The 24,063-nt window shown below is 68.9% G+C and carries 22 protein-coding genes and 2 pseudogenes; 13 read left to right on the plus strand and 11 right to left on the minus strand.

Annotation, left to right across the window (positions count from 1 at the left end; genetic code table 11):
* The first annotated feature begins 6 nt into the window (after positions 1–6).
* From tmk to AB0E63_RS28680, 7 genes and pseudogenes are all read left to right on the plus strand, one after another.
* Entirely contained in the window at positions 7–1,989 is a 1,983-nt protein-coding gene (gene tmk / locus AB0E63_RS28650; RefSeq protein WP_360372861.1) for a dTMP kinase, read from the plus strand.
* Entirely contained in the window at positions 1,989–3,197 is a 1,209-nt protein-coding gene (locus tag AB0E63_RS28655) for a DNA polymerase III subunit delta' (protein WP_360372864.1), read from the plus strand. Before tmk ends, AB0E63_RS28655 begins: the two co-directional genes overlap by 1 nt.
* Positions 3,198–3,325: 128 nt before the next feature.
* Positions 3,326–3,994 carry a DUF4190 domain-containing protein gene (locus AB0E63_RS28660; protein WP_360372867.1) on the plus strand — a complete coding sequence of 223 codons (669 nt, stop codon included), beginning with the start codon at positions 3,326–3,328 and terminating at the stop codon, positions 3,992–3,994.
* A 16-nt stretch (positions 3,995–4,010) separates the two neighbouring features.
* A complete protein-coding gene (locus tag AB0E63_RS28665; protein WP_360372870.1) occupies positions 4,011–4,976 on the plus strand; it encodes a DUF4190 domain-containing protein in 966 nt (321 codons plus the stop codon).
* A pseudogene (locus AB0E63_RS28670) lies at positions 4,977–5,356 on the plus strand (RidA family protein).
* 658 nt (positions 5,357–6,014) lie between these two features.
* A complete protein-coding gene (gene ricT, locus AB0E63_RS28675) occupies positions 6,015–7,079 on the plus strand; it encodes a regulatory iron-sulfur-containing complex subunit RicT (protein WP_360372972.1) in 1,065 nt (354 codons plus the stop codon).
* Positions 7,076–8,617 carry an alpha/beta hydrolase gene (locus tag AB0E63_RS28680; RefSeq protein ID WP_360372873.1) on the plus strand — a complete coding sequence of 514 codons (1,542 nt, stop codon included), beginning with the start codon at positions 7,076–7,078 and terminating at the stop codon, positions 8,615–8,617. Before ricT ends, AB0E63_RS28680 begins: the two co-directional genes overlap by 4 nt.
* On the opposite strand, the gene AB0E63_RS28685 is transcribed toward AB0E63_RS28680, so the two are convergent.
* Positions 8,618–9,247 carry a hypothetical protein gene (locus tag AB0E63_RS28685; RefSeq protein ID WP_360372876.1) on the minus strand — a complete coding sequence of 210 codons (630 nt, stop codon included), beginning with the start codon at positions 9,245–9,247 and terminating at the stop codon, positions 8,618–8,620. It abuts the gene before it with no gap.
* 84 nt (positions 9,248–9,331) lie between these two features.
* Between AB0E63_RS28685 and AB0E63_RS28690 the strand changes: the two genes are divergently transcribed.
* From AB0E63_RS28690 to AB0E63_RS28700, 3 genes are all read left to right on the plus strand, one after another.
* Entirely contained in the window at positions 9,332–9,676 is a 345-nt protein-coding gene (locus AB0E63_RS28690; protein WP_360372879.1) for a sterol carrier family protein, read from the plus strand.
* A gap of 270 nt (positions 9,677–9,946) precedes the next feature.
* Entirely contained in the window at positions 9,947–11,233 is a 1,287-nt protein-coding gene (locus AB0E63_RS28695; protein ID WP_360372882.1) for an MFS transporter, read from the plus strand.
* 11 nt (positions 11,234–11,244) lie between these two features.
* Positions 11,245–12,216, plus strand: a complete 972-nt coding sequence (locus AB0E63_RS28700) for a hypothetical protein (RefSeq protein ID WP_360372884.1) — start codon at positions 11,245–11,247, stop codon at positions 12,214–12,216.
* A gap of 15 nt (positions 12,217–12,231) precedes the next feature.
* On the opposite strand, the gene AB0E63_RS28705 is transcribed toward AB0E63_RS28700, so the two are convergent.
* On the minus strand, positions 12,232–13,050 hold the full coding sequence (locus tag AB0E63_RS28705; protein ID WP_360372887.1) for a PLP-dependent aminotransferase family protein: 819 nt from the start codon (positions 13,048–13,050) through the stop codon (positions 12,232–12,234).
* Between the two features lie 452 nt (positions 13,051–13,502).
* A pseudogene (locus tag AB0E63_RS28710) lies at positions 13,503–13,733 on the minus strand (GntR family transcriptional regulator); the annotation flags it as partial.
* 28 nt (positions 13,734–13,761) lie between these two features.
* Here AB0E63_RS28710 and AB0E63_RS28715 point away from each other — a divergent pair.
* Genes AB0E63_RS28715 through AB0E63_RS28725 form a run of 3 tightly spaced genes read left to right on the plus strand, consistent with a single transcriptional unit; the run spans position 13,762 to position 16,220 of the window.
* Positions 13,762–14,562, plus strand: a complete 801-nt coding sequence (locus tag AB0E63_RS28715) for a methyltransferase (RefSeq protein WP_360372889.1) — start codon at positions 13,762–13,764, stop codon at positions 14,560–14,562.
* Positions 14,559–14,702 (plus strand): hypothetical protein, encoded by a 144-nt coding sequence (locus tag AB0E63_RS28720; protein WP_360372892.1) that lies wholly within the window; start codon positions 14,559–14,561, stop codon positions 14,700–14,702. The genes AB0E63_RS28715 and AB0E63_RS28720 overlap by 4 nt, the downstream gene beginning before the upstream one ends.
* 30 nt (positions 14,703–14,732) lie before the next feature.
* Positions 14,733–16,220 carry a CYTH and CHAD domain-containing protein gene (locus AB0E63_RS28725; RefSeq protein WP_360372895.1) on the plus strand — a complete coding sequence of 496 codons (1,488 nt, stop codon included), beginning with the start codon at positions 14,733–14,735 and terminating at the stop codon, positions 16,218–16,220.
* A gap of 98 nt (positions 16,221–16,318) precedes the next feature.
* Here the strand turns inward: AB0E63_RS28725 and AB0E63_RS28730 are convergent, their stop codons facing one another.
* From AB0E63_RS28730 to AB0E63_RS28765, 8 genes are all read right to left on the minus strand, one after another.
* Positions 16,319–17,950 (minus strand): cation acetate symporter, encoded by a 1,632-nt coding sequence (locus AB0E63_RS28730; RefSeq protein ID WP_360372975.1) that lies wholly within the window; start codon positions 17,948–17,950, stop codon positions 16,319–16,321.
* 11 nt (positions 17,951–17,961) lie between these two features.
* Entirely contained in the window at positions 17,962–18,294 is a 333-nt protein-coding gene (locus AB0E63_RS28735; protein WP_360372898.1) for a DUF485 domain-containing protein, read from the minus strand.
* Positions 18,295–18,481: 187 nt separating this feature from the next.
* Complete coding sequence (locus tag AB0E63_RS28740; RefSeq protein WP_360372901.1) at positions 18,482–20,008, minus strand: cation acetate symporter; 1,527 nt, start codon at positions 20,006–20,008, stop codon at positions 18,482–18,484.
* Between the two features lie 12 nt (positions 20,009–20,020).
* Positions 20,021–20,401 (minus strand): hypothetical protein, encoded by a 381-nt coding sequence (locus AB0E63_RS28745; RefSeq protein ID WP_360372904.1) that lies wholly within the window; start codon positions 20,399–20,401, stop codon positions 20,021–20,023.
* A gap of 1 nt (position 20,402) precedes the next feature.
* Complete coding sequence (locus AB0E63_RS28750; RefSeq protein WP_360372907.1) at positions 20,403–21,149, minus strand: LytTR family DNA-binding domain-containing protein; 747 nt, start codon at positions 21,147–21,149, stop codon at positions 20,403–20,405.
* Positions 21,150–21,194: 45 nt separating this feature from the next.
* On the minus strand, positions 21,195–21,386 hold the full coding sequence (locus AB0E63_RS28755; RefSeq protein WP_360372910.1) for a hypothetical protein: 192 nt from the start codon (positions 21,384–21,386) through the stop codon (positions 21,195–21,197).
* A gap of 108 nt (positions 21,387–21,494) precedes the next feature.
* Positions 21,495–22,709 (minus strand): formaldehyde dehydrogenase, glutathione-independent, encoded by a 1,215-nt coding sequence (gene fdhA / locus AB0E63_RS28760; RefSeq protein ID WP_360372913.1) that lies wholly within the window; start codon positions 22,707–22,709, stop codon positions 21,495–21,497.
* Positions 22,710–22,925: 216 nt separating this feature from the next.
* Positions 22,926–24,056, minus strand: a complete 1,131-nt coding sequence (locus AB0E63_RS28765; protein WP_360372916.1) for a histidine kinase — start codon at positions 24,054–24,056, stop codon at positions 22,926–22,928.
* Between the last annotated feature and the right edge of the window lie 7 nt (positions 24,057–24,063).

Genomic DNA, 24,063 nt, shown 5'->3' on the forward strand with positions numbered 1-24,063 from the left:
TTGGGTGTGCCGGAGGTATATGACCCGCTGACCGATCCTGCACCGGCGCACGATGTGCGCGCGGTGTTGCGGATCCGGGCGTTCCGGCGGCTGTGGATCGCGTTCGGGCTGTCCAGTCTGGGCGACTGGATCGGTCTGCTGGCGTTGACCGCGATGGCGAAGTCGTTCGCGGGTGACGACTACCAGGCGGCGAACTTCGCGATCGGCGGCGTGCTCTTCCTGCGCGTGCTGCCCGCGCTGGTGATGGGCCCGGTGGCCGGCTGGATCGCGGACCGGCTCGACCGGCGCTGGACGATGATCCTCGGCGACCTGATCCGGGCCGCGTTCTTCGTCAGCATCCCGCTCGTCGGCACGCTGACCTGGGTGCTGGTGGCCACGGTGCTGATCGAGATCGTCAGCCTGATCTGGGGTCCGGCCAAGGATGCGAGCGTGCCGAACCTGGTGCCCCGGCACCGGCTGGAGGCGGCCAACCAGCTCAGCCTGATCACGACGTACGGAACGGCGCTGCCGGCCGCGGTCATCTTCACCGCGATCACCCTGGTTTCCCGCTGGGCCGGCGACTTCGCCATCGACCTGGCTGTGTACGTGAACGCCGCGACCTTCGTCATCTCGGCCTTCGCGATCGTGTCGGTCGCCGAGATCGGCCGCGCCATCCACGAGCACGAGGACCACCCGACCGTGTGGCGGACCATGGTCGAGGGCTGGTCCTACGTCACCGGTACGCCGGTGGTCCGCGGTCTCGTGGTCGGGATCTCCGGAGCGTTCGCGGCCGGCGCGGTCGTGATCGGCCTCGGCCGCACGTATGTCGAGGGTCTCGGGGCCGGCGATCCCGGGTACGGCGTGCTGTTCGGCGCTGTCTTCGGTGGTCTCGCGCTCGGCATGGGGTTCGCGCCGCGGCTCTTCTCCGGCCTGTCCCGGCGCCGGCTGTTCGCCGCCGGCCTGGTAGGTTCCGGCATCTGCCTGGCCGGGTTGGCTCTGATCCAGCAGATCGAGATCGCCACGATGATCGCGATCCTGCTCGGATTCTGCGCCGGCGCCTCCTGGGTCTCCGGCTACACGCTGCTCGGCCTCGAGGTCCCGGACGCGGTTCGCGGGCGGACGTTCGCCTTCGTCCAGTCCGCCGTACGCACGGTCCTTGCGGTCACGCTGGCGATCGCGCCGTTCGCCGCGGGCGCGATCGGCCGGCACACGTACACGGTCGGCGGCAGGTCGGTCACCTACAACGGCGCCTCGATGACGATGCTGATCGCCGCGATCCTGGCCGGCGTGATCGGCCTGGTCGCCTGGCGGCAGATGGACGATCGACCGGGAGTCCCGTTCTGGCGCGACGTACGCCGTAGTTTCGGTAAGACTCCAGGTGTGTACCCGACCACGGGACTGTTCATCGCTCTCGAAGGTGGCGAGGGGGCCGGCAAGTCGACCCAGTCCGCGCTGCTGGTGGAGTGGCTGAAGGAGCAGGGGCAGCAGGTTCTGCTGACGCGTGAGCCCGGCGCGACCGACCTCGGCAAGACGCTGCGGCAGATCGTTCTCGACCCGGCCACCGGTGACATCTCGCACCGCGCCGAGGCGCTGATCTACGCCGCCGACAAGGCCGAGCACGTGGACTCGGTGATCAAACCCGCGCTCAAAGCCGGTGCGGTCGTCATCACGGACCGGTACGTCGACTCCGCGCTGGCGTACCAGGGCTCCGGGCGGGACCTGGACCTGACCGACGTGGAGCGGGTGAACCGCTGGGCGACCGACGATCTCCGGCCGAACCTCACCATCCTGCTCGACCTTCCCCCGAAACACGGCCTCGGCCGGTTCGCCGAACGGGACCGCATCGAGGCGCAGTCCCACGACTTCCACGAGCGGGTCCGGAACGCCTTCCTCGAGCTCGCTGCCGCCGAACCCCAGCACTACCTGGTCCTGGACGCCTCCCAAGACCGCGACGACATCGCCAAACAGATCCGCGCCCGACTCCAACCCATTCTCCCGAAGGTGACCTGATGAGTGTCTGGGACGACTTGGTCGGGCAGGAGCCGGCGGTCGCCGTACTGAAGAGGGCGGTGGCTGGGGCCGAGGCCGGGATGCGGGGCGAGACCGGTGCCGCCGTGGCCGGGATGACGCATGCGTGGTTGATCACCGGGCCGCCTGGATCGGGCCGGTCGAATGCCGGCCGGGCGTTCGCGGCTGCTCTGCAGTGCCACAACCAAAGCTGCGGCGAGTGCAACGAGTGCCGTACGGCGCTCAGCGGTGCGCACCCGGATGTGTCGTTGATCCGGACCGAACTGCTCTCGATCCGGGTCAGCGAGGTCCGCGAGCTGGTCCGCCGGGCCGCGATGAGCCCGACCCAGGGCCGGTGGCAGGTGATGGTGGTCGAGGACGCGGATCGATTGACCGAGCAGGCCGCCGACGCGCTGCTGAAGAGCATCGAGGAGCCCGCGCCCCGGACGGTTTGGGTGCTGTGCGCGCCGACGGTGGAGGACGTCGTACCGACGATCCGGTCGCGCTGCCGGCTGCTGGTGCTGCGGACACCGCCGGCAGCGGCGGTCGCGGAGATGCTGACCAACAAGCTGGGTGTGGATTCGGAGCTGGCCGGGTTCGCGGCGCGGGCGGCGCAGGGTCACATCGGCCGGGCGCGGGCGCTGGCACGGGACGAGGAGGTGCGCGACCGGCGGAACAAGGTGCTGGAGGTTCCGTTCGCGTTGCGTGATCTCGGGGCCTGCCTGAAGGCTGCGCAGCAGTTGGTCGATGCGGCCAAGGTGGAGGCCAAGGCCAGCGCCGAGAAGGTCGACGAGAAAGAGCGGGCCGCGCTCGAGCAGGCGCTCGGCGTCGGGACCAAGGGCGCCAAGCCGCGCGAGGCGAACGCCGCGCTGAAGGAGCTCGAGGATCAGCAGAAGGCACGCGCCAAGCGCTGGGAACGGGACGTGCTCGACCGGTCACTCGTCGATCTGATGGCGCTCTACCGGGACGTGCTGGTGGTGCAGACCACCGCCGGCACCGAGCTGATCAACGCCGAACTGCGCCGCGACATCGAGCAGTTCGGTGGCCGAACCACGCCTGAACAAACGATTCGCAGGATTGACGCGATCGCCGCCTGCCGGGAGGCCATCGAGGCCAACGTCGCACCGCTGCTCGCGCTCGAGGCGATGACCGTTTCGCTGTTCGAGGGACGGAACGACGGCCCGCATGTGCCGCGCCGTGTCCTGCGATAAACGCTGCGTTACGCGCTGAGACAGGCGTCCGATTACTGGGCAGCGGGTGTAACACCGAGACCGGCCGGTCCGATGACTTGGTGTCCGGGCAAAACAGAACGCTCGGCCCATTTGCCGAACGGACCCGCATGAGCCAGCCGCCCCCACCGACCCAGCCTGCGAGGCCCTCGCTGCCGCCGGCTGAGTCTTGGCTGGACGGCGTACCGACTCCGGCGCAGCAGCGGCAGGACCGGTATGCCCTTGCCGCGTTCGTGACCAGCCTGCCCGGACTGGTGCCGATCGCAGTGGTGCTGGCCGGGGTCGCGTTACGCCGGATCAAGCGGACCGGTGGCCGCGGCAAGCGGCTGGCGTACGGCGCTCTGGTAGTCAGCCTGTGCTGGGTGATCGCGATCGGTGTGGCGGTCGCCCTCGGCCTGGACGGCGAGCGCCGGGCGGGCATCGGCCGGACCGTGTCGATCTCGCAGGTCGAGGTCGGGCGGTGCTTCGACGCGGACCTGGAGGCCGAGGCCTTGCGGGTGGTGCGGATCGCGGACTGCGCGGTCGCGCACACCGGGGAGGCGTACGCGACGGTCCGGGCGAACCTCGCCGGGCTCTCCGCGGAGCAGACCGGGACGGTCGCGACGCAGCAGTGCGCGACCGCCTTCAACGCGTTCGTCGGCAAGCCGTACGAACGGTCCGAGCTGGACATGTACTACGTCGTCCTGGAAGATCGTGCTGTTGCTGACGGCAACGTCCTGTGCCTGCTGGGCATGCCGGGACTGCGGCTGAGCGGTAGCATGCGCGGATCGCAGCGGTAGTACCCGCGGGGGGAATGTGACTCAGCCACCATCCGAACCGGACCCGAACCGGCCACAAGACACACCCAGGTCCTTCCCGACCTATGGCCGCCCGAACCAGCCGCAGGACCCGCAGTCCGGAACCCAGTGGGCGGCACCAGGTCAACCACAACCGCAGTCACAACCTCAACCAGCGCAGCAGCAGCCAGCGCAGTCGCCGTATGGGCAGCCGCCGTACGGGCAACAGGCGGGTGGACAGCAGCAAGGCGGGCAGGCGGCGTATGGGGCGGGGTATGGGCCGGCGCAGTATCCGGCGGCGTACGGGCAACCGCCGGCGGCCTATGGCTACGGATACGGGTATGCGGGGCAGACGGGCGGTACGAACGGGCTGGCGACCGCGGCCCTGGCGACCGGGATCGGTGGCATCTTCGTCGGATTCGCCGCACCGGTGGCGGTCGGCCTCGGGATCGCTGCGCTGGTGCAGCTCAAGAAGCGCCCGGAAGCAGGCCGAGGCATGGCGATCGCGGGCCTGGTGATCGGCTCGCTGACAACACTCGGATACCTCATCCTCTTCGGCGTCCTGATCGCCATCGGCGCCACCGCCGACGACGACTACGGCGCCTCCGGCTCAGGCTCAGGCTCGGGCCCGACGACGTACGTCGACGAGCTGGCCGTCGGCGAGTGTTTCGACGACGGCGACGAAGAGGACGAGGCAATCCGCCGCCCCTGCGCGCAAGCCCACGACGGCGAGATCATCTCGAACATCACCCTCCCCGACGGCCCGTACCCAGGCGACAAGGGCGTCGTCAAAGCCGCGAAGTCCGGCTGTGCAACAGATTTCGCCTCATACATCGGCAACACCGTCGACAAATCCGAGCTGGACCTCGGCTGGTGGACCCCCGACGAAGACCTCTGGAACGACGAAGACCGCCTAGTAGTCTGCGCCGCCTACGGCCCACCCGGCGAAGACCTCACAGGAACCGTCAAAGGCACCAAACGCTAGATCAACCCGGTGACGTGGTCGGTGGAGCTGGGATTCAATCAGGGCGAGATCGTGTCCGGGCAGACTCGGACCCTCTACTGCTCCGGGCAGACCGCGATGGACGGCGACGGCAAGCCCCAGCACGACGGTGAATGGCAGGACAGTTGGCGCTGAGCCTCGACAACTTGGAGGCTGTACTCGGCGAGGCCGGCATGTCACTCGCGGACCTTGTCCGGCTCAACGTCTACACCACCGACGTCGACCTGCTCTTTCAGCAGTACGGCGTACTGGCGTCGCGGATGGGCGCCGCCGGGGTCGCCCCGACCACCACAATGCCCGGAGTGACACGGCTGGCGATCCCCGGCCAGCTGGTCGAACTCGAAGGAACCGCCGTCGCGTGACGTCAACTCGCCGAGCAGCTGGGTGATATCCGGTGCTCAGAATGGTGACGATCGGCGTCTATGGCTTCGACGGTGAGTCCTTCCTGCAGCGACTGCGGGACGCAGACGTCCGCCTGGTGCTCGACGTACGTCAGTGCCGACCTTGCACCGATCGCTGCGGCGCTGCCGGTTGGCGGGGCCGCAGCCCTGTTCTGCGTCGAGCGCGACCCGGAAGCCTGTCACCGCTCCCTGATCGCCCAACGCTTGGCCGACCATCACGACCTCTCCATCGAGCACTTGCGCCCGCCTTCGGCTCCCCACCGGCATTGAGTCGTGGGTTGGGGTCGGCGGAAATCGATCTGCGAGCGCACCTGTTCACGACTCGGCGAATCGCGTGATCGCCAATCGCCACGACTGGACGAAACCGGTGTGCATGGGCGGCTGCTGCGCGAGCGCTCACCTGGTGAGGTTGAGCCAACCACCAGCCCGGGAGCTCGGTGTGGTTGATGAAGCGCGGTAGCGCGCGAGGGCCGGCGGTAGCCGGACATGGATGCGCCGGCGGTGAGCCGGAGGGTGGGTGGGAAGCGCGCGTAGCGGGCGCGACGAGGAGCGGAATGACGAGGAGTGGCTGCGTAGCACGCGGGGGACGACCTCAGGCCAGTACGCTGGCGGCGTGGGCATGGTTATGGCTGTGTCGTTCGAGCGGTATGGGCGGCTCTACTACCTGGACCCCGGCTCGCATCGTCCGCGGGTCGGGGACAAAGTGCTGGTCCCGACCGAGGACGGGCCGGAGGTGGCGGAGTGCGTGTGGGCGCCGCAGTACGTCACCGAGGAGATCGGTGGGCTGCCGCTGTGTGAAGGCATTGCCACCACAGCGGACCTGGATCGCGACGAGCAGAACCGGCAGCGCCGGGCCGACGCGCGGGTGATCGCCAAGCGGACGATCCGGCAGCACGGGCTGCCGATGAAGGTGGTCGGGATCGACTTTGTCGACCGCCGGCCGGACGTGGATCAGCTCGTCATCGTGTACTTCTCCGCCCCGCACCGGGTGGATTTCCGCGAACTCGTGCGGGATCTGGCCCGTGGGCTGCGGGCGCGGATCGAGCTGCGCCAAGTGGGGGCGAGGGACGAGGCCCGGTTGCAGGGCGGGATCGGACCGTGCGGGCGGGATCTGTGTTGCGCGACGTTCCTGAAGGACTTCGAGCCGGTCAGTGTGCGGATGGCGAAGGACCAGGACCTGCCGCTGAACCCGCTGAAGATCTCCGGCGCGTGCGGGCGGCTGATGTGCTGCCTGAAGTACGAGCACCCGCTCTACCAGGAGTTCAACGCAAAGGCGCCGGCGACCGGGACGCAGGTGGAGACCCCCGCGGGTGATGGAGTGGTGGTCGGGCACAACGTTCCGAGCGACACCGTGGTGGTCAGGCTGGCGGCATCCGGCCGGCGCTGCGCGTGCAGCCGGGCAGACGTGTGCTCACCGCGGCAACAGTACGAAGCGTCCAGTACGACGACCCCCGACGCGCCACTGCCAGAGGACCTGGTCGACGTCGTCGTACCGGACGAGCCAGAGACCACAGCACCAGAGACCACAGCACTTGAGACGACAAGGCCCGAGACCACAGAGCCAGTGGCCACGGAGCCCGAGGTGACGCAGGCCGCCGCGGCCGAGACGCCCGAGGAACGGCGTCGCCGCAAGCCGCGCCGGCGCCGCCGCCTGCACCACGACGAGGGAGAAAGCCCGCAGTGAGATTCCGCAGGACGACCGTACTGGTGGCAGCCCTGGCGGTGTTCGCGAGCGGGTGTGGAGTGGCGAGCCGTGCGCAGGACGCGGACGGCGGCGCTCCGACGAGTGGGCCGGCCGGCAACCCGACGAAGGGACCGGCGGGGCCAATTCCGGCCGGGCTGGAGAAGTTCTACCAGCAGCAGCCGGACTGGGAGCGCTGCGGTAACAACCAGCAGTGCGCGACCATCACCGTGCCGCTGGACTACAGCAACCCGACCGGTCAGACCATTGAGTTGCGGGCGCGGAAGGTGCTGGCGCGGGACCGGGCCGGGAAGATCGGCACGCTGTTCATCAACCCGGGCGGGCCCGGCGCCTCCGGGCAGGAGTTCGCCGCCGCGGCCGGGTTCGTGCTCGGCTCGTCGCTGCTGCGCAAGTTCGACGTGATCGGCTGGGATCCGCGCGGCGTCGGGGAGTCCACGCCGGTGCGCTGCCTGGACACCGCCCAGTTGGACAAGTACATCGCCACCGACGGCAGCCCGGACAACGCCGCCGAGATCGCCGACCTGGACAACCAGACGAAGCTCTTCGCGGCCGGGTGCGAGCAGCGCTCCGCCCAGTTGCTGCCGCACGTCTCGACCAAGGACGCCGCCCGCGACATCGACGTACTGCGCGGGATCGTCGGCGATCCGCAGCTGTACTACCTGGGCTTCTCCTACGGCACCTACCTGGGCGCGACGTACGCCGAACTGTTCCCGAAGAACGTCGGCCGGCTGGTGCTGGACGGCGCGGTGGATCCCTCGAAGACCTCCGAGCAGAACAACATCGCCCAGGCGAAGGGCTTCGACGTCGCGCTGGACGCGTTCGCCGAGGACTGCGCGCGGCGGTCCTGCCGGCTGGGCAGCAGCAAGGAAGAGGTACTCGCGAAGGTCGACAAGCTGATCAACGACAGCGACGCGACCCCGCTGCCCGGCGACGGGAAACGGGAGGTGACGCAGGCGCTGGTCGTGCTGGGAATCATCTCCACGCTGTACCGGCAGGACTTCTGGCCGCGCCTCGAGGACGCGGTCCTGGACGGACTGGCAGGGAACGGCGCACGCCTGCTAGCGCTCGCCGACGAGTACACCGACCGCGGTCCGAGCGGGTACGGCGACAACTCGAACGAGGCGATCGTCGCGGTGAACTGTGTGGACCGGCCGGACATCACGTCGGTCGCGCAGGCGCAGGCCGAGGAGCCGGAGTACAAGGCGGCCTCACCGCGGTTCGGGTCGTTCCTGCTCTGGAGCTCACTGTCCTGCGCGAACTGGCCGGTCAAGCCGGAGGGCAAGCCGCACCCGATCAAGGCGGCCGGTGCGAAGCCGATCGTGGTCGTCGGCACCACCCGCGACCCGGCGACGCCGTACGAATGGGCCGTCGGGCTCGCGCACCAGCTGGAGAGCGGCATACTGATTACCCGCGACGGCGACGGTCACACCGGCTACAAGTCCGGCAACGCCTGCGTCGACAGCGCCGTCGAGACCTACCTACTGGAGGGCACGGCCCCGACCGCCGACATCAAGTGTTAGTCAGTTCGGCCGGTTGTCGTTGTCCGTGTCGGACAGGCGGAGGGTGTCGGTGGCGTGCTGGAGGATGGCGCGCAGGCCGGCCTCGTCCTGCGGGCGGCCGCCGACGGTGATCTCGACCGCGGAGCTCTGCCCGCCGTCGGTGGATACCCACCGCGACAGGCCCATCCGCGGCCCGCGCGTCTGGTCGACGTAGGTGTAGATCAGCGTGCCGTTGTCGCGGCTGATCACCTTGAGGTCTCGCTCGTCGATGCTGCGGAGCCGGTTGTCGACCAGCTTGTCCGGGGACTGCTTGCTGCCGCGTGTGTCGAACCGGATCTGCCAGACCCCGGTCGGGTCCAGGAAGCGCGGCCGGGTGCCGTCGTCGGAGCTCTTCCACCCGGTCGGGACTTCGGCCGTCACCGGTGCGCTCGTGCTGCCGAAGGACTGCAGGGAGTACTGCACGGAGTCGGGCTGGAGACCATTGGTCCGGGACGGCGTACTGGGCGCGGGCTGGCTGTTCACGATCCCGGCCGGGGTGTCGTCGCCCGCCAGTGGATTGCCGTTGACGGCGAGCACCGCACCGAAAACGGCGACGCCGACGGTCATTCCCGCCAGCGTCATCACCAGCGCCTGGTGCCTGGGCGTGAGCATCCCCGACCTCGCTTCCCTCTCTCCGGGCCGATTATCCCCGACGAGAGGGGCGTCTCCGCAAACTGCCGCGTACGCTGGCACCTCGTGGACACGCACGACCCCGTTTTCGACCAGGCCCTGCAGCGATATCTCGACGGTACGGCGGAACGCGCCGACCTGAAACTGCTCACCAAACAACTGCTGAAACTTCTTGTTGCGAAGGCCCCCGGACACGCGGTCGAGGTGCGTGTCCCGCCGTACGGCGCGGTGCAGTGCATCGAAGGCCCGCGGCATACCCGGGGTACGCCGGGCGCGGTGGTCGAGCTCCCGCCCGAGCTCTGGATCGACCTGGCCCTCGGCCGCATCCCCTGGTCCGACGCCCGCGCCACCGGGAAACTCCGCGCCAGCGGCGAACGCACCGACCTGAGCTCGTACCTCCCCCTGGTCTGACCACAGCTGAGCCCGCGCCACCCCTGTGGTAGGCGCGGGCTCAGCGATCCGGGGGGTCAGCGGCCGGTCCGGTTCCGGTCCCGGGAAGATTGACGCCTTTGGCAACCAATCGGATCCAGCGTAGGGGCGGCCAGGGGGCGCTCGGTGGGCCTTTCGATCCTGGTGGAAAGGCCGCCGAGCCGCGACGCCCCCAGGACGCCGCGGCTCACTTCGTCTCACGGTAAGGAAAAATAGGTTCATCCCGGTGTTCTGAGGTGTCACTATGTGCCAGTGGCAGCAAGTGTCCGCGCAGGGCTGGCCCGGCTCCGTGTCGATCTGACCCCGTGGCACGGTTCCCGCGACTTCCGCATCCTGCTGGTCTCGGGCTCGGTCTTCTTCCTCGGCGGCATGGTCGGGTACGTCGCTCTGCCGTACCAGCTGTACCAGTTGACCGGATCGAACTTCGCGGTCGGCGCGATGGGGCTGGTGACGATCGCGCCCCTCGTCGTGTTCGGCCTGTACGGCGGCGCCCTCGCGGACCATGTGGACCGGCGGAAGCTGCTGATCGGCACCGGGGTCGCGCAGGTCGCCATCTGCGCGGCACTCCTCGGCAACACGTTGCTCGCCAGCCCACGGGTGTGGCTCATCTACGTCTGTGGCGCCCTGAACGCGATCGCCTCGTCACTGCAGCGGCCTTCGCGGGAGGCCCTCATGCCGCGGGTGGTGCGGCATGAGGAGATCCCCGCCGCGGTCGCGCTCAGCTCGCTGACGATGCAGGTCGGCCAGCTCGCCGGCCCGGCGGTGGGCGGCGTACTGGTCGGATCGGTCGGGGTGACCTGGGCGTTCGCGGTCGAGCTCACCGGGCTGGTGGTCGCGACCGGACTCTATTTCGGGCTGCGTCCGTACAGGACGAGCGAGCACAGCACGCCGCCGAGTCTGCGCGCGATCGGCGGCGGGATCGTCTACGCGTACCGCCGTAAGGACCTGCTCGCCACCTACCTGGTCGACATGGTCGGCATGTTCCTGGCGATGCCGATCGTGCTGTTCCCGGCGTTCGCGACCGAAGTCCTGAAGGAACCGAAACTACTCGGTCTGCTCTACAGCGCGGAGGCTGTCGGGGCGATGTGCGCCAGTCTGACCAGTGGCTGGGCGAAACACATCCACCACCAGGGCCGGGCCGTCGTCCTCGCGACCATGTGCTGGGGTGCCGCGGTCGGAATCGCCGGACTGGCGCCGAATATCTGGTTCGCGATCGCGTTCTTCGCCGTCGCGGGAGCCGCGGACATGGTGTCGGTGCTGTTCCGGTCGGTGATCTGGAACCAGACGATCCCGGATGAGATGCGCGGGCGGCTGGCGGGGATCGAGATGCTCGGCTACTCCCTCGGCCCGCTCGGCGGGCAGGCCCGCTCCGGCCTCGTCGCGGACCTCACCGGTGTCCGGACGGCGATCGTCAGCGGTGGTGCTCTGTGTGTCGTCGGAGTCGTCGCAACCGCCGGCTGGCTGCGTGAGTTCTGGCGGTACGACGCCCGTACCGATGAACACGCGGTCCGGGAAAGGGAACTGCGCACCGCAAGTTAGAGTCGGTCATCATGCGTATCCGCCGGGTTGTGATCACTTGTTTGCTTGCCGTCTCACTGGCGGGCTGCAGTGGTCCAGGGCAGGAGGACGCGCCGAACGTGCCGCCGCTGGTCTCGGTCAGCACGCCTAGCGAGACCCCCTCGGAGACGCCGTCCGAGACCCCTAGCAGCCCGGCCACCTCCAAGGTTGCGGACACGGTGTGCGTGCGGATGGACCAGTCGCTGGTGCAGTCGACGCTCGCGGTGCCGGTGGTGCAGATCCAGCCCAAGCCGATCCCGGCCGAGTTCGGGTTGCCGACGTACGACGTCTGCCAGCTCGGCCTCAGCACCAGCCCGAGCGGGCCGGTCCTGCGGGTCGGGATTTCGGTGCTCCCGGCAACGAAGGCGACGCTGGCGGCGACCCAGAAGGCGTACGCGGCGACGAAGCGTGAGCCGGCCAAGCCCGCGGTCGTAGGCGAGGGTGGGTTCGGGACCAGCACGTTCGTGGTGTTCCTGCTGGGCGGGCGGTTGTACAAGGTCAGCGGACCGCCGGCCACCTTGGCGAAGTACGTCGTACTCGGTCAGGAAGTGGTCCGGCAGGCGCCCGGGTTGCCGGAGGCGCCGCCGCTGATCACGCGGCCGGACTGCGAGCGTGGCTCGTCGGCGGCGGAGAAGGTGATGGGCGCGCCGGCGATGGTCCGCCGGGACGGGCAGACGGCGCTCGGCGATCTGGTGTGCGGGTGGGTCAACCCGACCAGCGTGCTGTCCACGTCTGTACGGCGTAGTCCGAATGCGGAAGCCTTGATGGCGCCGATCCGGAAGGCCGCGACCTCACAGCCGATCCCGCTGGGCGACGAGGGCTACGTCGATATCGCCACCGGCCGAACCACGATCCGCGTCGGCGACGACAAACTCGTGGACCTCGTCCCCCTCCCGGCCCGCGCAGTCGACCCCGACCTGATGACCTCCTTCGCCCTGGCCATGTCCCCGCTCTACACGCGCTAGGTCGCCCGGTACACGTCAGCTGACTTCGGCGATGGTGGCGATGGCTTCGGTGATCTCGGTGGGGGTGCGGGCAGCGTACCCGAGGACGAGGCCGGGGGCGTGCGGGAGTTGGCAGTGCCAGGACAGCGGGTGGGTTTTGATGCCCTTCTGGAGGGCGGCTGCGGCCAGGGCGACGTCATCGGTGGTGTCGTCGAAGGTGATGGTGAGGTGCAGGCCGGCGGCCGCGCCGTGGACGGTTGCTGTGGGCAAGTAGTTGTGGATGGCCCGGACCATCGCGTCGCGGCGGGTTCGGTGGCGGCGGCGGAGGAAGCGGAGCTGGCGTTCGAGTTCGCCGGACTCCATCAGGTGGGCGAGGGTGAGCTGGGGGAGCGCCGCGTTGCCGAGGTCGGCCAGGCGCTTCATCCCGATCAGGGCTTCCTTGTACTGCGGGGGCGGGAGCATCCACCCGATCCGGAGCGAGGGTGCGAGCAGCTTCGACACGCTGCCGGCGTAGATGACCTGATCGGCCAGCATCGCGCGCAGTGCGGGAACCGGGGGACGGTCGTACCGGTGCTCGGCGTCGTAGTCGTCCTCCAGGATCAGCCCGCCCTCGGCGGCCCACTGGATCAGGTCTCGGCGCCGTTCTCCCTCCAGTACGACGCCAGTCGGGAAGTGGTGCGCCGGAGTCGCCATCACCACGTGGGCTGTGGAATCACGGAGTACGTCGACGCGGAGGCCGTTGGCGTCGACGGGGATGGGGACATTGTCGAGACCCCAGTTCTGCAGGTGCTGGCGGGAGCCGAGCGAGCCGGGGTCCTCGACCGCGATCTCGTTGATTCCTTGCTGTTTGAGCACCTGCGCGACGAGGCCGATCCTTGCGAAACCCCCGCCACGATGATCAGATCGTCCGGGTCCGCGCCGACTCCCCGGTTGCGCGCGAGCCAGTTGGCCACCGCTCGCCTCAACGCCGGCGTTCCCGCCGGGTCCCCATACCCGAACGCAGCCGCCTCCAGGTCGTTCAGCACAGCCCGCTCCGCCCGCAACCAAGCACTCCGCGGAAACGCCGCCAGATCAGGCACCCCCGGCGTCAGGTCAATCCGCGCAGGCGCAGCCCGCAGGCTGTCGAACACATCCAACCCAGGCCGCCCAACCACCGCCCCCTCACCATCCCGCCGCCCCCGAAGGCCGTCGGGGTTACCTGTCCTCGTGCGCGCACCCGGCGGTGCGGGTGCGGCAGATGCTGCTACGACCACCGTGCCTGCTCGGCCGCGGCCGGCGACGTGGCCGTCTTCGGTTAGGCGTTGGTAGGACTCGGTGACTACGCCTCGGGAGATGTGGAGTTCGGCGGCGAGGACTCGGGTGGCGGGGAGGCGGGTGCCGAGGGGGAGGCGGCCGTCGGAGATCGCGGCGCGGAGGCGGGCGGTGAGCCAGTCGGCGAGCCCGCCCGGGGGAGCCTCGGCGGGGTTGAGTTGCAGGAAGTCGGCGCCGGCGACCGGTCCATTGGACCTGCCACTTTGGCTTGGTTTGGACCTGTGCACTGGACCATTGTGACGGCACCGTGGAGGTATGGGAACCGACTACGTGCACGGCTACACCCCGGCGGAGACGCGCCGGCTGGCGGACCAGGCGCAGACCCTGGCCGATCTTCTTCACGACGGCACCAGCTACCCAGCAGGCAGCCGGGTCCTCGAAGCGGGCTGCGGAGTCGGCGCACAGACCATGCAACTCGTCACCCGCAGCCCCGGCATCGACCTCGTCTCCGTCGACATCTCCGAGGAATCACTTGCGCAGGCAAAAGCCCGCGTCGCGGCGACAGCCCCGGACGCCCGCGTCGACTGGCGGCACGCGGACCTGCACGACCTCGCCGACGAGCAGTTCGACCACGTCTTCCTCTGCTTCGTGCTCGAGCACCTGCCGAATCCGCACCACGCCCTCACCCGCCTACGCCGGCACCTGAAACCCGGCGGCACCATCACCGTCATCGAGGGCGATCACGGATCGGCGTTCTTCCACCCGCGCAGTACGGCGGCGCAGGCAGTGATCGACTGCCTCGTGAACCTCCAGGCCGAGGCCGGCGGCGACGCACTGATCGGCCGCCGACTGCAGCCGCTCCTCGAGAAGGCCGGGTACGACGACGCCCGCGCCCGACCGTGCACCGTGTACGCCGACGAGACCCTCCCGCACCTGGTCGACGGCTTCACTCGCAAGACGTTCATCGCGATGGTCGAGTCGGTCCGCGAACGCGCGGTCGCCGCCGGGATGCGTACGCCGGCCGAGTGGGCGGCCGGGATCCGCGACCTGGAGAAGTCCGCGGAATCCGGCGGCACCTTCCACTACACGTTCTTCAAAGCGACGGGACGGACATGATCACCTTGCTGGCGTTCGTCGTACTCATCTGCCGCGCGCTCAACCGCAACCAGCGGCGACAGCTCCGGACCATATCGGCCAACGGCGTACCCGATCGCGATCTGGAACGGCTGGTTGCCGACCTGCGTGCATTGAGCTGACCAGTTCATGAACACCTGGTAAACAAGAGTATGGCACCGACTGAGCAGCTCGAGATCGAGACGAAGTACGACGTCAGCGAGGACGCGAGTCTGCCGCCGCTGCACGAGCTGCCTGGGGTCGCGAGTATGGCGCAACCGGTCGAGCTCGACCTGGAGGCCGTGTACTACGACACCGCCGAGCTGGACCTGGCCGCCAACAAGGTGATCTTGCGCCGACGTACCGGCGGCGAGGACGACGGCTGGCATGTGAAGTTCCCGAAGTCGTCGGGTGAGCGGCTCGAGGTCCACCATCCGCTCGGCCGATCGGTGCGCAACGTGCCGATCGCGGTCGTCCGCACGGTGCGGGTGCACGTCCGCGACCAGGACCTGGCTCCGGTCGTAACGTTGAGCACCAAGCGCGTCGTGCATCGCCTCCTGGACAAGGACGGTGAGGTACTCGCGGAGCTCGCCGACGACCGCGTCACCGCCACGGCCGCGGACGGCGAGCCGCAGAGCTGGCGGGAGTGGGAGGTCGAGCTCGTCGGCGGGGACAAGTCGATCCTGGTCGCCGCTGACGAGCTGCTGCGGTCCGCCGGCGCCGAACCGGCCGCCGGCCCGAGCAAGCTGGCGCGAGCGCTGGGCGACCGCGTCCCGGCGACCGACGAGCTGGTCATGCCCAAGAAACCCAGGACCTCGGACGTGTTCCGTGCGTACGCCGGCGCCCAGGTGCAGGCGATCCGCGAGCGGGACCCCGAGGTACGGCGTGATGTCCCCGACTCGATCCACAAGTTCCGGGTGGCGACCCGGCGACTGCGGTCGGCACTGGCGACGTACCGGCCGGTCGTGGACCGCGAGGCCGGGGACGAGATCCGGGCCGAGCTCAAATGGCTGGCCGGCGAGCTCGGGGTCGCGCGCGACGCCGAGGTGCAGCGCGAGCACTTCGCGGCCGAGGTCGCGGAGCAGCCGGTCGAGCTCGTGATGGGCCGCGTCGCCGGCCGCATCGACGACCACCTTCGCGGCGTCTACAAGGAGGGCCGCGCGGGCGCGCTGGCCGCGCTGGAGAGCGAGCGCTACTTCCGGCTGCTGGACACGCTCGACGAGCTGATCGCCAAGCCTCCGCTGACCGGTGACGACCGCAAGGCCGCCAAGCAGCTCCCCGACCTCGTCGACCACGACTGGCGCCGGATGCGCAAGGCCGTCCGCCGCGCCCAGTCCGCCGAGACCACTTCCGAGCAGGACCACGAGTTCCACGAGGTCCGCAAGGCCGCCAAACGACTCCGGTACGCCGCGGAGTCCGCCGTACCGGTCCTGGATGACGCCGCCACCCTCGCCGCGCGCGCCGAGGAAGTCCAGGAGGTTCTGGGCGAACACCAGGACAGCGTGGTGTCCCGCGACCTGCTCCGCGAACTCGCCATACAGGTCCACCTCGGCGGCGGCAACGCCTTCACCTTCGGCCGCCTGCACGCCGCCGAAGAACTCCGCGGCACCCGCTCCCGAGACGCCTTCCTCGAACTCTGGCCCACCCTCAAGTTCCACTGACACGAAAGACGGGCCCGGCCGGGTGGCCGGGTCCGTCTATCGGGGTGGGGCTGTCAGGCAGGTTCGCGTCGGATCAGCAGGGCCTGCCTGACAGGTCTTCAGTGTTGAACGGCCTTCTCGGCGCCGGCGCCGGTGAGGGAGCGGACCTCCATCTCGGCGAACTTGTCGACGTCGACCGGCTCCTTGCTGGTGACCGTGCCGAGCCAGCCGAGCAGGAACGCCAGCGGGATCGAGATGATGCCGGGGTTGTCCAGCGGGAACCAGTGGAAGTCGATGCTCGTGTCGGTGATCATCGACAGGCTGGCACCGGTCTTGGCGTCGACCTTGCCGGAGACGACCGGGCTGAACGCGATCAGGATGATCGCCGAGCCCAGACCGCCGTAGATGCTCCACAGTGCCCCGCGGGTGTTGAACCGCCGCCAGAACAGCGAGTACAGGATGGTCGGCAGGTTCGCACTGGCCGCGACCGCGAACGCCAGTGCCACCAGGAAGGCGATGTTCTGGCCGTTGGCGAAGATGCCGCCGATGATCGCGACCAGACCGATCACGACCGCGGTGTACCGGGCCACCCGGACCTCGCCGTCGCCGCTGATCTGGCCCTTCTTGATGATCTGGCCGTAGACGTCGTGGGCGAACGACGTACTCGCGGTGATCGTCAGGCCGGCCACGACCGCCAGGATGGTGGCGAAGGCGACCGCGGAGATGACGCCGAGCAGGAGCTCACCGCCGAGCTCGAACGCCAGCAGCGGTGCGGCCGAGTTCGCCTTACCCGGGGCGGCCTTGATCCGGTCCGGGCCGACGATCGCGGCAGCGCCGTACCCGAGCACCAGGGTGAACAGGTAGAAGATGCCGATGATCCAGATCGCCCAGCTCACACTGCGCCGGGCCTCCTTGGAGTTCGGCACGGTGTAGAACCGCATCAGGACGTGCGGCAGACCCGCCGTACCCAGCACGAGTGCGAGGGCGAGCGAGATGAAGTCCAGCTTGCTGATCCCCGTTGCGCCGTACTGGAGACCCGGGTTGAGCAGCTTCTCGCCGGCTGCCGGGCTGTTGTCGACGGCTGCACCGAGCAGACTGGACAGGTTGAACGTGTACTTCGCCAGCACCCAGAGCGTCATGATGCCCGCCCCGATCACCAGCAGGACGGCCTTGATGATCTGCACCCAGGTGGTGCCCTTCATGCCGCCGACCAGTACGTAGGTGATCATGATCGCGCCGACCACGGCGATCACGATGCTCTGCCCGGTCCGGCCGGAGACACCGAGCAGCAGAGCGACCAGACCCCCGGCGCCGGCCATCTGCGCCAGCAGGTAGAAGAAGCAGACGCCGAGGGTCGAGATCGCGGCCGCCATCCGGACCGGCCGCTGCTTGAGCCGGAACGAGAGTACGTCGGCCATCGTGAAGCGGCCGGTGTTCCGGAGCAGCTCGGCGACCAGCAGCAGGGCGACCAGCCATGCCACCAGGAAGCCGATGGAGTAGAGGAAGCCGTCGTACCCGTTCAGGGCGATCGCACCCGCGATGCCCAGGAAGGATGCGGCGGACAGGTAGTCGCCGGCGATCGCGATGCCGTTCTGCGGGCCGGTGAAGGACCGTCCGCCGGCATAGAAGTCGGCCGCGGTCCGGTTGTTCCGCGAGGCCCGCAGGACGATCGCCAACGTGGCGACCACGAACAGCGCGAAGATGACGATGTTGACGGTCGGGTTGCCGATATCGGTTGCCAGCGGCAACATCAACGGGGCGGTCACTGCTCGTCTCCCTCGATCTGGTGGCGCAGCGTCTCGGCGTCCGGATCGAGTCGGCGGTCGGCCCAGCGCACGTAGCTCATCGTGATGGCGAACGTCGACACGAACTGGCCGAGCCCGAACAGCAGGGCCACGGTGATGTTTCCGCCGACCTTGTGCGACATGAAGTCGTGCGCGTAGGCGGCGAGCAGGACATAGACGAAGTACCACACCAGGAACAGCGCGGTCATCGGGAACACGAAGTTCCGGAACCTGCGACGCAACTCGGAGAAGTCCGGCGACAGCTGGACATCTCGGTACGTCGTCAGGTCCGGATCGCGCGTGTCAGACATCGCGTGACCTCCAGACGGGGGATCAGGCCGGGCGGTGGGCCGGCAGGGGCTGCTGCTGGTCCGTACTGTGGTCCGGGTCACGCTCGATCGACAGTACCCGCACGCAACGAGCGCTCAGCGGACCACACCAGTCGACCGGTGGATCACTGATCTGCGGCAAGCGGTAGGAAACAGACGATGAGCGGTCTCACCGTTGGGGAAGACCGCGATCCACGTCGACGGCCTCCGGGGTGTGGAGCCGGACCATGCTGCGGGCGGTGCCGGCCGGGATGCGGTCGGGGGTCAGCTTCGAGACCACGATCACGGTGAGAAACGCGAGTGGCATCGTCCACGCGGCCGGCTGGCCGACGAGCGCTCGCGGCCAACCGCCCGACGGCGCGCCGATCACGTTGACCAACGCGGCCGCGCTTGCCGCGATCCCGCCGACCACCAGCCCGGCGGCGGCCCCGGTCGTGGACATCCGACGCCACCAGATCCCCAGCACCAGCAGCGGGCAGAACGTCGACGCGGCCACCGCGAACGCGAGCCCCACGGTGTCCGCGAGACTCAGCGCACCGGTCACCGTGAACGCCAGGTACGGCACGGTCATCGAGAGCAGCGCCGCGATCCGGAAGCTGTTCACCGCCACGTAGTCACCGCCGGTCCACCGATGCAACCGGCTCCGCAACAGGTCCTGATCGATCACCCCGGCGATCGCGACCGTCAGCCCGGACGACGTCGACAGGAACGCCGCGAACGCGCCCGCAGCCACCAGCGCACCGAGCAAATCCCCTGCTGTACCAGGGAAAACCTCCCCGGGGAGCTTGAGTACGACGGTGTCCGCGCCACTGTTCACCAATTCAGGCGCGAAGGTCCGGCCGAGGACGGCGTACATGGGCGGGAACAAGTAGAAGAGGCCGAGCAACGCCAGTACGACGACCGTCGTACGACGTGCCGCCCGTCCGTCCGGGTTCGTGTAGAACCGGACCAGCACGTGGGGCAGGCCCATGGTTCCGAAACAAAGGGCCAAGAGCAACGAATACGTCGCGTACAGCGGGTGGTCACGGCCGCCGGCCCTGGACAGCGGCTCGGCCCACTCCGCCGCCGCGCCCTGGAGAGAATCGAGTACGCCGGCCGGATGGCGCCAGGTCATCAGGATGACGAAGATCGGTGTCGCCAGAGCGGTGAGCTTCAGCCAGTATTGGAAGGCTTGCACGAAGGTGATCGAGCGCATGCCACCCGCGGCGACGTTGATCACGACGATTACCGCGACGATCGCGGCTCCGACATATGTGGGTGCGCCGGTGACGGTCTGCACGGCCAGACCGGCGCCGTGCAACTGGGGAAGCAGATAGAGCGTTCCGATCCCGACGACCAGGCCGGAGCAGATGCGGCGAACTATCGGAGACTCGAAGCGGGTCTCGGCGAAGTCGGGCAAGGTATAGGCGCCTGACCTTCTGAGTGGGGCCGCAACGAGCACGAGCAGCATCAGGTAGCCGACGGTGTAGCCGACCGAGAACCACAGCATGTCAGCGCCGTTGACCAGCACCAGTCCGGCCACACCGAGGAACGACGCCGCCGACAAGTACTCGCCGCTGATCGCGGACGCGTTCCAGCGCGGGGTGACCGCGCGGCTCGCGACGTAGAAGTCGCTTGTGGTCCGGGAGATCCGCAGCCCGAACAGGCCGATCCCGATCGTTGCCACGATCACCAACCCGATCGCGGTCAAGCTCATCGCCGGCGACATCTACTGCCGCCCGACGAACTCGGTGAACTCGGTCTCGATCCGCTCGGCCTTGCGGACATAGATGCGCGCGGCAACATAAACCACGGGATAGACCGCGACGCCGAGCAGCAGCCAGGGCAGCGGCAGGCCGAGAACGGACAGCGTGCGGGTCGGCGGGACCAGGTAGAACAGCAACGGGATGCTGCCGAGGACGAGGAGAACGCCGCCGATCACGGCCAGCGTGAGCCGGAGCTGGGACTGGATCAGCGAGTGCATGTAGATCTCGCCGAGCCGGGTCTGCTCGTCGATCTCGCGCGTACCGGTGGGGATGATCGGTCGCCGGGCGGCGCTGGTCCGCGGGCTGGTGACCCGGACTCTCCGCGGGCCTTCCGGCGTACTCACGTCATCCGCGCAAGGAGGTCGAGCGGACCAGGAGGTCGCGCAGCTCGCGGGTGTGGCGCCGGCTGACCGGAAGCCAGTCGTCACCGACCCGGACCGCGCAGCGGCCGCCGTCGACGCGCATCTCGTCCACGTGGGCGAGTGCGACCAGTGTGCTGCGGTGGATCCGGGTGAAGCCCACGTCGCGCCAGCGCTCCTCGAGCGTGCTGAGCGGGATCCGGACCAGGTGCGAGTTCTGGCCGGTGTGCAGGCGGGCGTAGTCACCCTGGGCCTCGACGTACCGGACCGTCGACCGCTTGACCCAGCGGGTCACGCCGGCCAGTTCGACCGGGATCGTTTCGTCCTCGGTCTCCTCGGGAGTCTGCAGTGCGGCCGGTGCGCCCTGGGTGACCACCCGGCGGACCGCCTCGGCCAGGCGTTCGGCCCGGACCGGCTTCATCACGTAGTCGGTCGCTTCGAGGTCGAACGCCGCCACCGCGTGCTCGTCGTACGCGGTGACGAAGACGATCTGCGGTCGGCTCTTGAACCTGGTCAGCACCCTGGCCAGGTCGATGCCGTCCAGGCCGGGCATCTTGATGTCGCAGAACACCACGTCCAGGTCGGACTCGTGCAGGATCTTCAGCGCGTCCGGACCATTCGAGGCGGTCTGGATCGACCCGATCCGGGGGTCCTGCTCCAGCAGGTACACCAGCTCGGCCAGGGCGGGCTGCTCGTCGTCGGCAACCAGCGCCCGCAGCGGAGTGTCGGCCATGGCTTCACACTAAGGGGACGCGTAGACCTTGGGCACCACCTGGTGTCAGGACAGCATGCGTGGTGCGTGGTCGGGCTGGTGTTCCCAGCGCAGCCTGCTCGAGCCATAGCCCGCGGCGTGCACACCGTCGTGGCCGCGGGGACGACGGCAGTAGTAGTAGGGCGAGTACAGGTCCTTGCACGAGTCCTGATGGCTCGTGTAGGCGAACTCGAGATCCAGTCGGCTGTCGCTGCTCATGAGACGTCGCTCCCGTAACGGTCTGCCCCCAATCCGCAGTATCGCCCGGGAGTGGTGAACCTGGCGACGGGAGCCGGGTCGGAGCCCAGCTCCCGTCGGTCTGCCCGGCTACTTGATCAGTCCGTGCGGATCGAGCACGTACTTGCGGGCCGCGCCCTGGTCGAACTCGCGGTAACCCTCCGGTGCCTGGTCCAGCGGGATCACGGTCGCGTTCACGTTCTTCGCGATCTGTGTCCGGTCGTGCAGGATCGCCTGCATCAACTGGCGGTTGTACCGCATTACCGGGCACTGGCCGGTCATGAACGCCAGCGACTTGGCCCAGCCGAGGCCGAGCCGGATCGACAGTGAACCGGTCTTCGCGGCTTCGTCGGAGGCCCCGGGATCACCGGTGACGTAGAGTCCCGGAATGCCGACCGCGCCACCGGCACGAGTGACATCCATGACCGTGTTCAGCACCGTCGCCGGCCGCTCGGACTGGGCGTCGGAGCCGTGGCCGTGCGCCTCGAACCCGACCGCGTCGATCGCGCTGTCGACCTCCGGCGCACCGAGGATCCGCTCGATCTGGTCCCTCGGATCCCCTTCGGACACATCGATCGTCTCGCAGCCGAAGCTGCGGGCCTGCTCGAGGCGTTCCTTCTGCAGATCCGCCACGATGACGACCGCCGCGCCGAGCAGGAACGCCGACGTCGCCGCGGCGAGGCCGACCGGCCCTGCCCCGGCGACGTAGACCGTCGACCCCGTCCCGACTCCCGCGGTGACCGCGCCGTGATACCCGGTCGGGAAGATGTCCGACAGCATCGCGAGGTCACGGATCTTCTCCAGCGCCTGGTCCTTGTCGGGGAACCTCAGCAGGTTCCAGTCGGCGTACGGCACCAGCGCGTACTCCGCCTGGCCGCCGACCCAGCCGCCCATGTCGACGTACCCGTACGCCGAGCCCGGCCGGTCCGGGTTCACGTTCAGGCAGACTCCGGTCTTGCCCTCCTTGCAGTTGATGCATCGCCCGCAGGCGATGTTGAACGGAACCGACACCAGGTCGCCGACCTTGATGAACTCGACGTCCCGGCCGACCTCCACCACCTCACCGGTGATCTCGTGGCCGAGCGCGAGCCCGGGCGGTGCCGTCGTCCGGCCGCGCACCATGTGCTGGTCGCTGCCGCAGATGTTGCTGGCCACGACCTTCAAGATCGCACCGTGCGGAATCTGCCGCCCGACGTTCGCGGGATTGACTCCCGGACCGTCTTTGAGCTCCAGGGTCGGGTAGTCGATCGTCTCGACCGCCACGTCACCTGGTCCCTTGTAAATAACTGCCCTGTTCCCTGGCACGAGTGATGCTCCTCTCCAGGACGTTCCACCGCAGTGGACGTGCGATATCGCTACCGCGGGCCGTGACCGCCCCCGAGAAGGCGATCCAGTCGTCGCCTGCCCCGCCCAGGTGAATCCCGTCCCAGGCGATGGCCGCCCGGACGCGCAAGACCAACGCCGTAAGGGGATCGAGTTCGACGTTAGTAGCCGCCCTCCGCACGGTCAACGACGGGCGTGTCATCCGGACGCGTGCACTCCTGAGGAGTACTTGGGGATTCGGAAAGTCACCTTGGTGCCCGCGTCCACCGCGGTCTCCACGACCAGGCCGTACGCGTCGCCGTACACCTGGCGCAGCCGCGCGTCGACGTTGCCGAGGCCGACGGAGTCGTTGCCGGTCTCGCCCGACAGCGCGGCCCGGATGATCTCCGGGTCGCTGCCGGCGCCGTCGTCCTCGACGCTGATCTCGGCCTCATTGATCCGGTCCCGGGCGTGGATCGTGATCCGGCCGACCCCGGTGGTGCCTTCCAGCCCGTGCCGTACGGCGTTCTCCACCAGCGGCTGCACGACCAGGAACGGGATGACCACCGGCAGTACCTCGGGCGCGATCAGCAGCGACACTTTGAGCCGATCGCCGAACCGGGCCTGCTCCAGGACCAGATAGCGCTCCACATTGCGCAGCTCGTCGGCCAGCGTGGTGAACTCACCGCCACGCCTCAGCGCATAGCGGGAGAAGTCCGCGAACTCCAGCAGCAGCTCGCGCGCTCGCTCCGGATCGGTCCGGACGAACGACGCGATCGCGGCCAGGGCGTTGTAGATGAAGTGCGGGCTGATCTGTGCCCTCAGCGCGCGCAGCTCGGCCTCCATGGCCCGGGTGCGCTCCTTGTTGAGCTCTGCCAGCTCCACCTGGCCGGAAACCCAGCGGGCCACCTCTTCGGTGGCCCGGACCAGTGCGGCGGATGAGCGGATGCTGTACGCGACCAGTACGGCGACCACTCGCTCCTCGGTGACGATCGGCGCGACCACCGCCGTACGGATCGGGCACTGCGGATCGCTGCAGGCCACGTCGTTGGCGCCGAGTACCGCCGTACGACCGGACCGGAGCGTCGGTGCGGCCAGGGCCTTCGCGTCGCCGCGGTGGTTGCTCTCGTAGGGGCCGCCGACCCCGTCCCACGCCAGTACGCCGGAGGAGTCGCAGATGGCGATCGCCGCCGTACCGAGGAGGTCTCTGAGGTGGCGGCTCGCCTTTCCGGCCGCGGCGGGCGTCAGGCCCTCGCGCAGGTGGGGAGTGGCCAGCGAGGCGGTATGCAGGGTCGCATACGTCGCCTTGTCAGCCGGAGTCCCGAAATGCTTCCGCCGCCGCGCGAACACCCCTTGA

Origin of the sequence: Kribbella sp. NPDC026596 (assembly GCF_040638415.1) — a bacterium.
GTDB lineage: Bacteria > Actinomycetota > Actinomycetes > Propionibacteriales > Kribbellaceae > Kribbella.

Bases quoted from the DNA above. Each gene is read 5' to 3' on its own strand.
- AB0E63_RS28655 (WP_360372864.1), top strand. From the start codon at position 1,989: ATGAGTGTCTGGGACGACTTGGTCGGGCAGGAGCCGGCGGTCGCCGTA.
- AB0E63_RS28755 (WP_360372910.1), bottom strand. From the start codon at position 21,386: ATGAGCAGCGACAGCCGACTGGATCTCGAGTTCGCCTACACGAGCCAT.
- AB0E63_RS28660 (WP_360372867.1), top strand. From the start codon at position 3,326: ATGAGCCAGCCGCCCCCACCGACCCAGCCTGCGAGGCCCTCGCTGCCG.
- AB0E63_RS28715 (WP_360372889.1), top strand. From the start codon at position 13,762: ATGGGAACCGACTACGTGCACGGCTACACCCCGGCGGAGACGCGCCGG.
- AB0E63_RS28700 (WP_360372884.1), top strand. From the start codon at position 11,245: ATGCGTATCCGCCGGGTTGTGATCACTTGTTTGCTTGCCGTCTCACTG.
- AB0E63_RS28730 (WP_360372975.1), bottom strand. From the start codon at position 17,950: ATGTTGCCGCTGGCAACCGATATCGGCAACCCGACCGTCAACATCGTC.
- ricT (WP_360372972.1), top strand. From the start codon at position 6,015: ATGGTTATGGCTGTGTCGTTCGAGCGGTATGGGCGGCTCTACTACCTG.
- AB0E63_RS28720 (WP_360372892.1), top strand. From the start codon at position 14,559: ATGATCACCTTGCTGGCGTTCGTCGTACTCATCTGCCGCGCGCTCAAC.
- AB0E63_RS28685 (WP_360372876.1), bottom strand. From the start codon at position 9,247: ATGCTCACGCCCAGGCACCAGGCGCTGGTGATGACGCTGGCGGGAATG.
- AB0E63_RS28750 (WP_360372907.1), bottom strand. From the start codon at position 21,149: ATGGCCGACACTCCGCTGCGGGCGCTGGTTGCCGACGACGAGCAGCCC.
- AB0E63_RS28725 (WP_360372895.1), top strand. From the start codon at position 14,733: ATGGCACCGACTGAGCAGCTCGAGATCGAGACGAAGTACGACGTCAGC.
- AB0E63_RS28735 (WP_360372898.1), bottom strand. From the start codon at position 18,294: ATGTCTGACACGCGCGATCCGGACCTGACGACGTACCGAGATGTCCAG.
- AB0E63_RS28740 (WP_360372901.1), bottom strand. From the start codon at position 20,008: ATGAGCTTGACCGCGATCGGGTTGGTGATCGTGGCAACGATCGGGATC.